We start from the raw sequence: 13,748 nt of genomic DNA on the forward strand, positions 1-13,748 counted from the left end.
TCTCATAGCTCTAGGTCAGCATCACGATACCGTGCATTAATACTACGCTAGAGGTGAGCCGAGTCCTCATATCAAAGTAGCCATCGGGCCTTGGCTCTGGTTCTCTTCTCTTATCGTCCTTTCAGCTCGCCAAACCGCAAGATAACCGAGGATAAGAATCAGAGTTGTCACCAGTTCTTTTTGTTCACCAAGTAACACCGCCAGCCATGCGACGAGCACTACCGCGTTACTTAGCAATAGCGCTTTGTTGCTTGATTGGCTTTCAAAGTTCTCGATGCCGTTTGCCCACAAGATCCCTGAAAGAAAGCTCAAAATAGCCACGCTATAGGTGATGAACAGCGTTTCACCGCTTATCCCCATAAATTGGCTGTCGGTGAGCGAAAGGAGGAGGCCGAATAAAAATGGAATTAACCCCATATACCCCAGTTTGGCCATGGTGTTACGGGTTTGAGTTGTCGCCATATAGTCCGCCCTCATAACTGCTGCTCAATCGCGTTTTTGAGTGTGGCACTTACTGGAGATGTTGAACTAGGGAAGGTGGCGACCACTTTTCCTTCCTTGCTGATCAAGAATTTGTAAAAGTTCCATTTGGGCGTTATGCCTGCTTGCTGTTGTATCTCGGCAAATACAGGGTTGGCACTACTGCCAGATAGTGAAGCTCGTGCCATCATAGGGAAGGTCACACCGTAGTCGAGGTAACAGACTTTAGCCGATTTCTCTTCGCTTCCTTTGTCTTGGCGAAAATCATTACTTGGAAAGCCGATAACCGTGAAGCCTTGGTCTTTGTAGGTTTGATGAAGCTGCTCGAGTTGCTCAAATTGCGGAGTAAAGCCACATTGGCTTGCAGTATTAACCACCAGTAGAGTTTTGCCTTGAAATTCATCACACAAGGCGATTTCTTCGGTTGAGTTTAACAAGCGTTGTTTGCCATTAAGTATCTCGGGGCAACTTGCTGCAAAAGCGATAGAGCTTGTCAGGCTGGTAATCATTACGGTTGAGCAAAGTAGTGAACATTTCATAGGTTTGGCTCATTTTAGTTGGCGTAATGGTTATTACTCTTGAGCACGTTGAAATGATCACTTTGCGTATTATTTACTGTCTCTTTAACTCGCGTTTTTAGTTGTACATTTGTTCTCTGAGATTAGATATGGAGTGACCAAACGACTGATATTCACTTTTGCACCAAGGCGAGCTGCTAATAGATACATACCACCAATTTTTCGATGTAGGAACAGCGCATCGGCGGGTGGGGTGTGCCAATACTCTTGTTCCATGCTCAGAATGGTGCCAGCTTCACGAAGACGTTGTGCCAAACCACTTGCTTTGAAGTCGTAATCCTCGTCTACCAACATCGGCTCACAAGCCATCTTCACTAGGTTTAGAATCGCTTGGCGTTGATCAGGGAGAATTGTCTCGCTAAAGAATCCAATCTGCTCTAACGCTTGATTGAGCCCTTGCTCATCGTTGTTAATGACAGAGGAAAAAGCCAAGCGATAACCCTCGCTAAAGCGGTCGCTGTATTCTCGGGTTGCTCCGAAGTCTAACAAGCCAATTTGTCGGGTGTTTTCAACGTAGAGATAGTTGGCGAAATTAGGGTCGGTTTGCACCATCTTAAAGTCGAACAACTCTCTGAACAGAAGCTCAAGCAGGCTGTGCATCACAAAGTCACGGGTGCTTTGGTCGTAGCTTTCTATCTGTTCTATTGAGACGCCCTCAATGAAGTCCATGGTGAGCACGGATTCTGAAGAGACTTGCGGATGAATCTTAGGTACGACGAACTGCGAATGCTCTTTTAATGCGTCATGGTAACGAGTCGCGTAGTCAGCCTCGCGAGCATAGTCCGCTTCATCATGGAGCTGTTTCTTTGCTTCCTCTAACAAACCTTTGTAGTCGACCGACTTCGGTATCAACCCAACGATATTGAGTAGTGTGCCGACGTTATCTACATCACTGTCGATGCTTTTTCGAATGCCTGGGTATTGGACTTTGACGGCGAGCTTGTCTCCAGCATCGCTGTATGCTTGATGAACTTGTCCAATGGACGCACTGGCAATCGGTTTAAAGTTGAAGGAAAGGAATTCGGTTTTCCAATGGTTTCCGAGTGAGCTTTCTAATACTTGATTGAGCTGCTTTGTTGGCAATGGGTCAGCGTCTGAGCGCAGGCGAGAAAGAATGTCGGCTAACTCTGGCTCTAAGACATCGCCCGCATCCATTGAAAGCATTTGCCCCAATTTCATTGCCGCGCCACGTAGGTGCGCGAGCTGGTCGGTCAGGCGAGCTATGTTCTGTGGCGTTAACAGTAAATCTTTTGCTTTGGGTCTATTGCCTTGTGCAAGCTGCTTGGTGCCTTCCGTTAGCACGTTGCCCGCGACCCGTGTCGCCAATGAGGCAAACTTACTGAATCTAGAAATTCGATGTGTGGGAAGGTTTCTCTCTTTTGCCGACATAAAGGTTCTCTATGGGAATCAAGGTTCACTACAAAGTTCTATCAATCGTTACACAACCTTGTGTCTTGTTGTGATAACTTGTCGCCTGAATCAGTAACTCGATTGAAAAGGACAAAGCATGAAGTTTATTTGGTTGAAAGTCGTTCTTACCGTACTAGTATTTGCTGCACTGTTTGGCATCGTTTACTACAAAGTCGCCAGTGGTATGTCTTAACTCAATACTATTTCGTACAGCTGTTTCCGTTGCAACGTGATTTTCCGGTTAGCCAGAATGAGATCTTATGTCGATTCTTGGCGAACCTTAGGTAGCACCAATCTGCAACCGGCTTAAATATGGCCCAACGTAATGGCGCATAAAGCCAACCTTTTCCTACTAGGTTCCATGCTTGGTAGGTCACATCTAACCCAAGTAGTAGCTTTTCGTTCTCATCAAGAGCATGCAGCACTGTGTTGGCCGCATCCGCATCAATCTGAGGATAGTTTGCAAACGCTTCGCTGTAGATATCGATAGTCTGGATCTTTTTCTTAGTATCGTATTTGGTGAGCGCAGCCATCTCCTTCGCACACAGTGGACATGTTCCATCATAAAATATCGTTAATGCAGTCATTGTTTATCCATTTTAATCTTGTACACACCGCATTACGCCAACCTTCTTTGATTAGATCAGTGAGAGATATTCTACGGTCTGTTAACTGATTATCACGTTGAGTCATTACGGCATGCGTGAACACTTTGTTCAAGCTCTAAATGCCTGAGCTTATTAGCTTATTGGTTCAAAATTGACAATTTGAACTCTTGTGTACATTCCCATTCTCTTTTCGTGAATTAAAAGTCCATTTAATCAATAGATTAGACTTGGCTTGGAATATGCTCTATCGAATCTACCAATAGCTATCAGTAGAAGCTTGCTATCAAGCGTAAGCTTCGCTTGAAAGTGTAAGCAAGGGGATAAATGGAGAGAGAACATGAAGGTTATAAATTATTTATTTGTCGCATTTTTGCTGTTTAGTATTCCTAATGTCGCGAGTGCTACCGTTGATGTGATGGAGTTGGACGGCGATGTGACTAGTTCCGGTAGCACAATTGATTGGGATGATGTTAACGATCCCAATAGCATGGTTGGGATTGCTGAGTTTTTCCAAAAAGATCGCAATGGTGTGGATCAGATCTTTTGGAAAGGTGGTTCTAAAGATGACTCGGATATTACCGACTGGGCGTTCCGAAGTGCTTCACCGCAACCAAAAGATGACTTTACCAATGCGTATGCTGCTGCCTTTGAAAGTGAAGGTGATTTGCTGATTTATTTTGGTGCCGATCGATATGCGAACAATGGTGATATGTACATTGGTTTTTGGTTCTTACAAGACCAAGTAGGATTACCGGCAGGAGCGACAAAAGGTGATTTCGTAGGCGAGCACGTCAATGGAGACATATTGGTCTTGATTTCTTTTCCGCAAGCGAGTGGCGGTAAACCCTATATTGAAGTGCTGCAATGGGATTTGAATAATGGTGATGTGACTGACAACATGACCAGACTGTTCCAGACGGCGGGAGACCCTAAATCCAATGATTTTGTTGGGGCTCGATGTGGCAGTGATGCTATCGGCGTAGACAAGATATGTGCGATTTCAAATGATGATTCAATTGGTGCGATACCGTTGCCTAATGTTTCTGGATGGGAATATTTGGCAAAAACTGGGGAAACTACGTCTATTCCGACGGAGAGCTTTGTTGAAGGGCGCCTGAACTTATCTGCGCTGTTGAATGATGAGTTTGGTATCAGTGACATTCCTTGTTTCAGTAGCTTCTTAGTGGAGTCACGAGCTTCCCGTTCGATTGATGCATCTTTGGCTGACTTCGTTGTCGGCTCATTCAGTTTATGTAGTATCAGCATAGCGGCGACTTGTAACACAACCAGTTTTACTGTTGATGGCATGTTCAATATCGACTACACCGTGACGGTTACTAACACTGGTCCTGGTTCGTTAGGCACTAATGGTGGCTACGAAGTGGCCTTTTTGTCGGATTCTCCAATCTTAGGTGCGCTTCCAGTGGTGGGTAATGGTGATGAAGTGTGGAGCGTCGGTGAGTCATTCTCATTCATGGGTAATTACCTGTCTGTAAATAATGGTGCCGTCGGCGTGATCGATGGTTCAGTGGATCTTGACGGGCTTATCGTGAATGCTCAAGCGCCCGTGGCTTACAATTGTCCGCCAATAGATTTGAGTCCAATGGTTGAGATTTCTAAGGTATGTAATAGCTTCTTAGAGGTTGATAGCGGTCAAGTTGTGCTTAAGAAAACCTATGATGTTGAAATATGTAATACCGGTGATATTCCATTGGCCATTGAATCGCTGATGGACTCTAAGGATGATTCTTTGAGCCGTTCTGATTTACCTACCGAAGTCGTCAACAGCAGTTATTACCTCGACTTCGCGTTACCTTGTGATGATCTTGAGGATGTGACTACATGTGGTGCTGGTAATATGTGTAGTGCATTAAGTGCCGACCCAGAACTGTTTGCTTGTAAAACGGGTGAAGGTGAGTGGATACCGAATTTTGGTGATGCGATTGGTCAAGTGTGTACACAAGTAACCAAAACTTATGCGCCTAATGTGTTGCCTTCTGGAGTAGACGGAATGCTATCGAACCAAGTGACAGCAACATTTGACTCGCTGTTCTTGCAAGAAGCATTTATGGAAACATCCAATATTGCAACCTGTGATGTTTGCCCATTTACTGTACCTGAGCCATAAGTACTCTCATTAGTTGTACTCACTTAACTTCTTAAGCAGCCTAGTTCGTTAGGCTGCTTTTTTCATTTGGTCATTAATTAACTAGGTGACTTAAATGGCTATCTGATGTTTTTTAATTAGCTTATATAAGGTTGTCCGAGAAATAGACAAGGCTTTAGCGGATTGGGAAATATTGTAGTGGTGTTGCTGAATCACTCGACGAACATTTGTTGCGGAAAGTCGAGTGTCACACTCAGTGTCGGGAGACGCGTCTTTCAATTGAATCCCCATATGACGAGTAGAGAGCGCGTTTGAATTAGAAAGCACACTCGCCCTTTTTATGCAGTTGAATAACTCTCTGACATTGCCCGGCCAGTGGTATTGTTTCATTTGCTCAAGGGTGTCACTAGGAAGCTTGGTTTTGGATGCGTATTTGTGCTTCAGTTCGAATCGAACCAAATCTTCTATGTCTTCCTTATGATCATTGAGTGGCACTAGCTCCAATGGAAGCACATTTATCCGATGAAAGAGGTCCTTACGAAATTTACCCGCAGCAACGGCTTGTTCGATGTTGACGTTGGTGGCAAAAATCACACGGCAATCTACGGGCAATTGGTTGCTACTGCCTAATCGCTCTATCAAGTTATTTTCAAGAAAGTGGAGTAAGTAGGTTTGCAGCGACAGTTCAAGGTCGCCAATTTCATCTAAAAATAGAGTCCCCCCATTCGCTCTTTCTACATGTCCGACGTAGCGTTTGTTTGCTCCCGTGAATGAGCCTTTTTCAAAACCAAATAACTCGGAGTGAATCAGGGATTGTGGAATTGTGCCACAATTTACTGCGATGAAAGGTTTCTGGTTACGAGCTGACGCTTCATGTATTAAACGCGCACATAGACTTTTTCCTGTTCCTGTTTCCCCTTGAATCAGCACTGGGAAATCGTTGTTAGCGATCTTAGTTATCTTCTTTTTCAGTTGTTGGATGGTGCTGGATTGCCCCACTAATTGATATTCATGGCACGAATCAGGCTTAGGTTTGTGTTGCTTGGTGTCTACCATGCCATACGCATGCCCTAAATTTCGACAGAACCATTCAGTATCAATAGGTAGATGGTAATAATCCCAATAGGTTTGCTTAATGAGCGATAAGTTGCGGCTTGGTGGTTGGTTGCAGATAGCGATTGCTTTCAAACTTGGAAAGCGAGCCTTGAGCGTTGATATTTGCCCACATTGCTTGTCGATCGAGGATGATGTTAGACAAGAAATCAAAATGGGTGAGTAGCTGTCGCTGCGGGTGTTGAGTAAGTGAATGGCTTGTTCGGTCGTTTCTGCAATTTGAGCTTCCCAGTTATGGAGGCGCAACTCATCCACCCACTGATTATGGTGCAGGCATGTGGTGTTACATAGCAGAATCACAGAACGAGTTTTAGGCTCAGGTGACACTCTTTTTGATGGCATTGTGCTCACTCTTCATGTTTCGACTCCATGATGAAACCTACAGTAAGCCCCCTAAATATCCCATAAGCTTAGAAGCAAAATTCAATTAATTCGAGTACACAAATCTGCTAGCGTTGATCTAGCAAGTAGCATTGTCTCAAGCGGGGAAGTCAATCAGGTGCTTTACTTACTGAGAGTAAAGGCATCCATGAATATCGTGTGTTTGCTGCTTTTACTGTTTTGTTTATTGATGTTCACAAGGTAAACTCCGCGCTAATCACTAACGATAAAGAGCTGATATTGATGATAATTAACGTAGCAAAAAAGTTCATTTTAGCAGCTTCTGCGCTGGTGCTAGGTGGTTGTGTGAGCTATAGCGTTACTGAACAAGAAATGACGAACTATCTGCAAGATTCGGTGATGTTAGAACAAGAAGTCGGTGTGCAAAACGTTATGTATGCGCAAGTGGCTGTTGATGACTTAGCGGTGCAAATTGGCCGAACTGATGCCGAGCGTGTGTCTGTTCTGGCGAATACCAATGCAAAAGTTCAGGTGTTTAACATGCCGAACATGGGGTTGGATCTTGATATCGAGTTCAGTGCGATTCCCGAATACGACAAAGAGAGTGGTGAGGTCTACTTAAAGTCTCTGCGCCTAGAGCGCTTTGAGGAAAAGGGAAAACAGCTCTCTCCTGAAATAGAGAAGTTACTTAAGCCTGCCGTTTCTATGATTGGTTTTGCGTTGTCCCAGTCGCCAGTTTACAAATTGGACAGTAACAAGGTGCAAGAGTCATTGATCAAGTCATCGGAACCGAATCTGGTGATTAAAGACAATAAGCTGGTCATCGAGTTATTCGATTAATCTTTCACATAAGCTTAGATTCAGCATAAAAATACAATGGCTGCCGATTCGGTGGCCATTTTTGTTTGTGTTGAACAAGCAAGACTTCTGTTTTTGGGCTGTTTATTAAGCTTGTTTTCTCAGGTTCATTTATTGAATTAGCCGCGTATCTCACCTTTACTTTACTCTTGTGAGCAAATCATCGCTTCAGTCATCAAATCATAAGAAAGCAAAGGTGAACGAACTATGAAGAGTCCAGTAATCGCGGATAACAAACCCGTCAAAGTCGAGCTGACAGAGGGAGAAGAGTATTACTTTTGTACCTGCGGCCGATCTAAAAGTCAGCCCTTTTGTGACGGTTCCCATGCCGGGACGGGTTTCAAACCGAAAAGCTTTGTCGCCGAAGAAAGCGGAGACGCCTACCTTTGCCGCTGTAAGTATTCCAACAACCTTCCTTTCTGCGATGGCACTCATAAACAGTTTACTGCTGAACAAGTTGGCCAAGAAGGCCCTGATGTTCATATCCAAGCGGTAACGCCCGACCTCTCGCCAGCGGCTTCTGCAACCAAAGAAGAGCCCACAGTTGAGTTCATTCATCAACTGGCACGAGATGGCTTATCCAAAGTGGGTCATCATGGGCCAATGACCTCAATGGGCGTCCCAAGATATCGATTACCTCATTGGGATGATATTCAAGTGATGGTTGCACAAATGGCGACGAAACCGTTATTGGAAAATGTGCCAGTCGGTACTGAGCTTATTATTGGGCCAAAAGCGAAAAAGCCTCTTAAATTGAACATCTCCTTGTTTGTATCTGACATGAGTTTTGGGTCGTTATCTGAAGAAGCGAAAATATCTTTAGCAACAGGCGCGGAGCTTGCGGGAACGGGGATCTGCTCGGGGGAAGGCGGTATGCTACCGGAAGAGCAAGCGGCCAATTCTCGCTACTTTTATGAATTAGCCAGTGCTCAGTTTGGTTACGATGAAGCTAAGCTTAAAAATGTTCAAGCCTTTCATTTTAAAGGAGGGCAAGGCGCGAAAACTGGAACAGGCGGTCACCTACCGGGAGCGAAGAACATTGGCAAGATAGCAGAGGTGCGTGGCATTGAAGCGGGTACAGCTGCGATTTCTCCACCCACCTTTGTCGACCTCAAAACGGTCGAGGATTTTAAAAAGTTCGCCGACCGAGTTCGAGAGGTGACAGGCGGTATACCAATTGGCTTTAAGTTAAGTGCCAATCATATCGAAGAAGACATTCAGTTCGCGCTTGATGCCAGTGCCGATTACATCATCTTGGATGGGCGTGGCGGCGGTACTGGGGCGGCGCCAGAGATGTTCCGTGACCATATTAGTGTGCCGACCATTCCAGCACTCGCTCGTGCGAGAGCGTATCTCGATAAACAAGGGGTCAGTGACAGAGTCACATTGATCATCACGGGCGGGTTACGCGTGCCGATGGACTTTGTGAAAGCGATGGCGCTTGGTGCAGATGGTGTCGCTATCTCAAACAGTGCCATGCAGTCTATTGGGTGTGTTGCTGCCCGAATGTGTAACACCAATAATTGCCCTGCGGGTATTGCGACTCAAAAGGCCGACTTACGCCAGCGTTTGAATGTCGAGAAAGCATCGAATCAGCTTAAGAACTTCTTCGAAGCCTCGACAGAATTAATGCAAGTGATGGCTAGGGCATGTGGTCATGATCATTTGAATCAATTTAACCCTCATGATTTGGCAACATGGAATCGCGAGATGGCAGAGCTATCGGGCGTTACTTATTCGGGTATCAGCTCATTAAATAAACTTAAGTAAATAACCTTTCGATAAAGCACATCTACTGCATTTGTGGGTGTGCTTATTTTTGCCTATGCCATACAGCACCATATTTCACCCATCGTAATTATCTGCTTTATCGCCACTTTTAAACTATTTTCTATTTTTTGAAAATATCGCTTTACCTCAAGTTAACTTTAGGTTTTATCATCCTCCCCAATCGAAAAACATAAACAATCACCTTGTCATTTTTGAGCCTTGTAAGCTTGGAAGACATCAGTCATTAGGTGATGAAAACGAATCAGGGGTTAGGTATGGAACAGCGTCAGATCACCGAGTATTTTTCAAGAATTGGTTTACTTCAACCAAGCAACACCACAATCGAAAGCCTAAAGGCGATTCATCAACATCAACACAGAAGTATCCCGTTTGAAAACTTTGATGTGATTCAGGGTTTACCGATTCAGCTTTCATCAGAAGCACTGCATGAAAAGCTGGTGGTGAATAAGCGAGGTGGTTACTGCCAAGAGTTAAATGGATTGTTGCTGAGCGTATTAAGCCACTTAGGCTTTGAAGCCAGAAGCCTGCTTGGTCGTGTTCACTTAGCTGGCGAGCCGACAGGGCGCAGCCATCGAGTGACCATGGTGACTATTGATGACAAGCAGTGGTTGGTGGATGCGGGCTTTGGCACCTTTACACCTCGAGCTCCATTGCTGCTAGAAACCGGTCTTGAACAATCTAATGACTTACAAATCTTCCGCTTCGTAGAAGACGAGCTATACGGCTTGCTACTACAAATCAAGCAGGGCGAAGAGTGGATGAAGGTATACAGCCTAGACATGACTCACGTGTGTGCGAACGATTTAGAGTCGAGCAACTTCTTTACATCTAATAGCCCGAAATCGATTTTTACATCGAACTGTATTGCGGCGCTGCCTATTGAAGATGGGATTGTCACGCTACTCAACCAAACCATCAAAGTGACCCAAAACGGCATTACGGAAGAGTGGTCATTAGAGGACGAGGCGTCTTACTTTGCAGCCCTACAAACCTACTTTGGTCTCACACTCAATGTACCTTTTTCACTTTTAAAGAAATGTTTCTAACCAAATTTGAGGATAAATAATGAAAGTATTAGCGATTGGCGCGACCAACAGTAAAGCATCGATTAACCAACAATTGGCAGCGTACACTGCAAGCTTAGCCGAGGGCGCACAAGTCGAGGTGCTCGATCTTAATGATTTCGAGATGCCTATTTACAGCGAAGACAGAGAAAAAGAGTCCGGCGTTCATCAACACGCGAAGCGCTTTTTCAGCAAGATTGGCGAAGCTGATGTTGTGGTCATCTCTTTTGCTGAGTACAACGGCTCATACACCGCGGCCTTTAAAAATGTGTTCGATTGGGCATCGCGAATTGACATGAAAGTGTATCAAGGCAAACCTGTTGTTATGTTATCGACATCACCCGGCCCTGGTGGCGCAACCTCGGTGCTGTCTTCTGCAGTGAACTCAGCGCCTTACTTCGATGCTGATGTGAAGGGTTCAATGTCGGTACCGAGTTTCTATGACAACTTTAATGTAGAAACGGGAGAAGTCATCAATGCCGAAATGGCCGAGAACCTGAAATCGATCATGAGTCAGATTTAGAGACCGAATGACACCTCAATAAGACAAAGCAGCCATGTTCATGACTGCTTTTCGTTGAGCTTGCTGTCAAAGTTTAAGGGCATTAACTGGTTAAGGTAAAAATAGGTCGCTATTCTAAAGTTAAAGTAAACTTTAAATGTTTATGACCTCAAGGATAGTTTAACAATGAGAAACATCGTATACCTCACCATAGGCCAGTTGGCAGAGCGCAGTGGCGTGGCTCCTTCGGCTCTGCGTTTTTATGAAACCAAAGGATTGATTGCGTCTATCCGAACCAATGGTAATCAACGCCGTTATCAATCAGCGATGCTGAGACGAATTGCCCTGATTCAAGTCGCTCAGTCGATAGGATTTACGCTTGAAGAAATTACCGAAGAGCTGTCTAGCTTGCCGATGAACCACACCGCAACCAAGCGTGATTGGGAGCGAGTGGCAAAGAAATGGCAAGGGCAACTCGACAGTAAGATGGCACAGATCCGTTCATTACAAGAAAACCTCACAGGCTGTATTGGCTGCGGCTGTCTGAGTATGCAGAAGTGCCATCTATTAAACCCAGAAGATATTCTGCATGACCAAGGACAGGGGGCTCAGCGTATCGTTGAGTAACATTTCTGCTTTAAGTTAAACCTATTCGGATCAAGTTTTAGGTCCTGGTTTATATTCGTGTCAAATCATCGAAGCCTATGCATTCAATATGGTTGGCTGCAAGCCACTGTTTCAATATCGGGTTGGTTAAGAGCGCGTGTTCTTCCACTCTCTTTTCGTGGTAGCCAGACAACGACTTTAGCTCGTCACTTGCAGCTAATGAAGGGTGGCACATCAATTCGATTATGCCGTTTGGCATGGTACTTTGGTGGCTTAGCAGTACATTTTGTAAATCAACTAATGAAATCCCACCATCAAAAAAACGCATATCGAAGGCGTCAGGGGTTGGCACTGACAGCAAATCTTGGCCGCTCAGAATATTGTCTATACGCCTTACTGGTAGGCCGATGTTGTTTACCGTTCGAGTAAATGCCGCTTTTAATGCCTTATAGACACCACCAAAGTGATGACTATCGATATGGTTGATCTTTAGACCCGCAGAAAGCGCAGCTTGATACTGAGCGTTAAGCTCAAGCTCTACTTCTTTTTTAACCACACCACTCTTGTCAAAAAGAGTGGCTTTGTCCAAAAAGTTACCGTGTTCGTCTACTAAGCTTGAAACCAGTTCTGGTGGCGTCAATGGCTTTCCTGAAGTAACGGTAAAGTGTAAACCCACTTCCGGTACTAATCCTTGGTGATAGAGTTCGATGGCGTGTTGTGTGCCGGGTTGGTTCATCATGATAGTGGTCGACTTCACGATTCCTGCTTTAAAGCAGTCGACGATGCCGTGGTTAACACTTTCTGTGAGACCGAAATCATCGGCATTGAATATTAATTTCATCGCGACCTCATATTATAATTTTGGATATCAATGACTTGAACTAGCTCAGTATTCACTGAGCTACTCCCAAGGTTATTATTTATTTTGTGTGAGATGGTGCGCAAACGCAGGCATGAAGTCTAAGTTCTCACGAATCGTTTCCTGCAAAGCTTCTTCGATGTGTGAGCCACTATCGACGATAGGGTTTAAGATCAGAGCACGTTTTGCTGTTGCGATGTCCCCCGTCATCGCTGCTTTAACGGTTAAGGTTTCAAACTCTTTCATCTGCTGAATCAAGCGTAGCGTGTCGCTATCAAAAGGTTCGACGTTCAGTGGCAGGATCGCACTGCTGGTGATTACCGAACTCACTTCTACCGCGCAGTCATCGGGTAATCCTTGAATCGCACCATTGTTGCGAGTGTTGACGTGCATGATAGAACGTTTGTTATTGTGGATACTGCTCATGAGCTCACAGGCCGCTTCAGAGTAGTAAGCACCACCTCGTTCTTCTAACAATTGAGGCTTGGTATCGAGCATGGGATCTTTGTAGATCTCTAACAACTGATGTTCAACCTTGGCAACTAAGTCTGCGCGATTGGTGCTGTTTTCAGACGCAGCAAACTCTTTGTCTAAGATGTCTCTGGATTGGTAGTAGTAACGTAGGTAAGCACAAGGAACGATGTTCAGAGAACGAATCAATTCAGCGTCCCATTCAAAGGGAGGGATGTTCTTTGGCGTCATTTGATCGTTACCACCGAGGAGTTGCTCGATGAGTTCTCCCAATTTATCTTCACCTTTATGAAGCACCTTACGAGCCCACACTAGGTGGTTTAGTCCGGCGATTTGCATCGTCATATCTTTACGTTCTGCACCAAGCATTTTCGCCGCGCCTAGCTCCATGTTGACGGGAACGTTACATAGACCAACGGTTTTAATGGTTGAGTGCTTAATCAGTGCTTCCGTTACCATGCCTGATGGGTTGGTGAAGTTGAGTAACCACGCATTCGGGCACAACACTTCCATTTCTTTCGCTATCTCGAGTGCAATCGGAATGGTTCGGCAAGCATTAGAGAAGCCACCTAAACCATTGGTCTCTTGCCCAATCATGCGATATTTCAATGCGATTCGTTCGTCGCGCAGCCTGGCTTCTATTCTTCCAGCACGAAATTGAGAGCAGACAAAATCCGTTTCTTTCAGAGCTAATTGTCGATCCGTGGTGAGGTGAACATTAATCTCACAGCCTGCTTTGTTTATCATTCGCTTGGTGAGCCCTGCGATTATCTCCGCTTTTTCCATGCCTTCTTCGATATCTACCAACCAAAGATCAGAGATAGGTAATTCGTGATGGCGCTTGATCAGTCCTTCAACGAGCTCTGGGGTGTAACTTGAGCCACCACCAATTACGGTTACTTTGAGTTTTTGATTCTGTTGCATGCTGTTCACCATTTAATGTTGTAGATTACTTGGTT

At 44.9% G+C, this 13,748-nt stretch carries 12 protein-coding genes and 1 pseudogene; 6 read left to right on the top strand and 7 right to left on the bottom strand.

Features of this window, described 5'->3' with window-relative positions; all coding sequences use genetic code 11:
* Window positions 1-10: 10 nt before the first annotated feature.
* The 4 genes and pseudogenes from L1D55_RS11120 to L1D55_RS11135 all read right to left on the bottom strand — a co-directional run bounded on the left by L1D55_RS11120 (window position 11) and on the right by L1D55_RS11135 (window position 3,055).
* Window positions 11-477 (bottom strand): annotated as a pseudogene (locus L1D55_RS11120) (DUF3429 domain-containing protein).
* A complete protein-coding gene (locus L1D55_RS11125) occupies window positions 474-1,019 on the bottom strand; it encodes a glutathione peroxidase (RefSeq protein WP_239917467.1) in 546 nt (181 codons plus the stop codon). The pseudogene L1D55_RS11120 and the gene L1D55_RS11125 overlap by 4 nt, the downstream one beginning before the upstream one ends.
* Before the next feature lie 84 nt (window positions 1,020-1,103).
* The gene (locus L1D55_RS11130) at window positions 1,104-2,447 is read right to left on the bottom strand and encodes an AarF/ABC1/UbiB kinase family protein (RefSeq protein ID WP_239917468.1); all 1,344 of its coding nucleotides are present in this window, start codon (window positions 2,445-2,447) and stop codon (window positions 1,104-1,106) included.
* 221 nt (window positions 2,448-2,668) lie between these two features.
* The gene (locus tag L1D55_RS11135) at window positions 2,669-3,055 is read right to left on the bottom strand and encodes a DUF393 domain-containing protein (protein ID WP_239917469.1); all 387 of its coding nucleotides are present in this window, start codon (window positions 3,053-3,055) and stop codon (window positions 2,669-2,671) included.
* A gap of 358 nt (window positions 3,056-3,413) precedes the next feature.
* On the opposite strand from L1D55_RS11135, the gene L1D55_RS11140 reads away from it, so the two are divergent.
* Complete coding sequence (locus L1D55_RS11140; protein WP_239917470.1) at window positions 3,414-5,204, top strand: hypothetical protein; 1,791 nt, start codon at window positions 3,414-3,416, stop codon at window positions 5,202-5,204.
* A 90-nt stretch (window positions 5,205-5,294) separates the two neighbouring features.
* Here L1D55_RS11140 and L1D55_RS11145 read toward each other — a convergent pair whose 3' ends face one another.
* Window positions 5,295-6,638, bottom strand: a complete 1,344-nt coding sequence (locus L1D55_RS11145; RefSeq protein ID WP_239917471.1) for a sigma-54 dependent transcriptional regulator — start codon at window positions 6,636-6,638, stop codon at window positions 5,295-5,297.
* Between the two features lie 282 nt (window positions 6,639-6,920).
* On the opposite strand from L1D55_RS11145, the gene L1D55_RS11150 reads away from it, so the two are divergent.
* The 5 genes from L1D55_RS11150 (at window position 6,921) to soxR (ending at window position 11,480) form a co-directional block, all read left to right on the top strand.
* Complete coding sequence (locus tag L1D55_RS11150; RefSeq protein ID WP_239917472.1) at window positions 6,921-7,478, top strand: DUF1439 domain-containing protein; 558 nt, start codon at window positions 6,921-6,923, stop codon at window positions 7,476-7,478.
* A 225-nt stretch (window positions 7,479-7,703) separates the two neighbouring features.
* Window positions 7,704-9,266 (top strand): glutamate synthase-related protein, encoded by a 1,563-nt coding sequence (locus L1D55_RS11155; protein ID WP_239917473.1) that lies wholly within the window; start codon window positions 7,704-7,706, stop codon window positions 9,264-9,266.
* A gap of 275 nt (window positions 9,267-9,541) precedes the next feature.
* Window positions 9,542-10,333 carry an arylamine N-acetyltransferase gene (locus L1D55_RS11160; RefSeq protein WP_239917560.1) on the top strand — a complete coding sequence of 264 codons (792 nt, stop codon included), beginning with the start codon at window positions 9,542-9,544 and terminating at the stop codon, window positions 10,331-10,333.
* Between the two features lie 19 nt (window positions 10,334-10,352).
* Complete coding sequence (locus tag L1D55_RS11165; protein ID WP_239917474.1) at window positions 10,353-10,874, top strand: NADPH-dependent FMN reductase; 522 nt, start codon at window positions 10,353-10,355, stop codon at window positions 10,872-10,874.
* A 165-nt stretch (window positions 10,875-11,039) separates the two neighbouring features.
* Window positions 11,040-11,480, top strand: coding sequence for a redox-sensitive transcriptional activator SoxR (soxR, locus tag L1D55_RS11170; RefSeq protein ID WP_019825955.1), 441 nt, complete (start codon window positions 11,040-11,042; stop codon window positions 11,478-11,480).
* A gap of 49 nt (window positions 11,481-11,529) precedes the next feature.
* On the opposite strand, the gene L1D55_RS11175 is transcribed toward soxR, so the two are convergent.
* Together L1D55_RS11175 and L1D55_RS11180 are read right to left on the bottom strand one after the other, a co-directional pair.
* Window positions 11,530-12,300, bottom strand: coding sequence for a carbohydrate deacetylase (locus L1D55_RS11175; RefSeq protein ID WP_239917475.1), 771 nt, complete (start codon window positions 12,298-12,300; stop codon window positions 11,530-11,532).
* Between the two features lie 75 nt (window positions 12,301-12,375).
* Window positions 12,376-13,713 (bottom strand): 6-phospho-beta-glucosidase, encoded by a 1,338-nt coding sequence (locus tag L1D55_RS11180; protein WP_239917476.1) that lies wholly within the window; start codon window positions 13,711-13,713, stop codon window positions 12,376-12,378.
* Window positions 13,714-13,748: the final 35 nt, after the last annotated feature.

This window comes from Vibrio sp. Isolate22 (assembly GCF_022398115.1).
GTDB lineage: Bacteria > Pseudomonadota > Gammaproteobacteria > Enterobacterales > Vibrionaceae > Vibrio.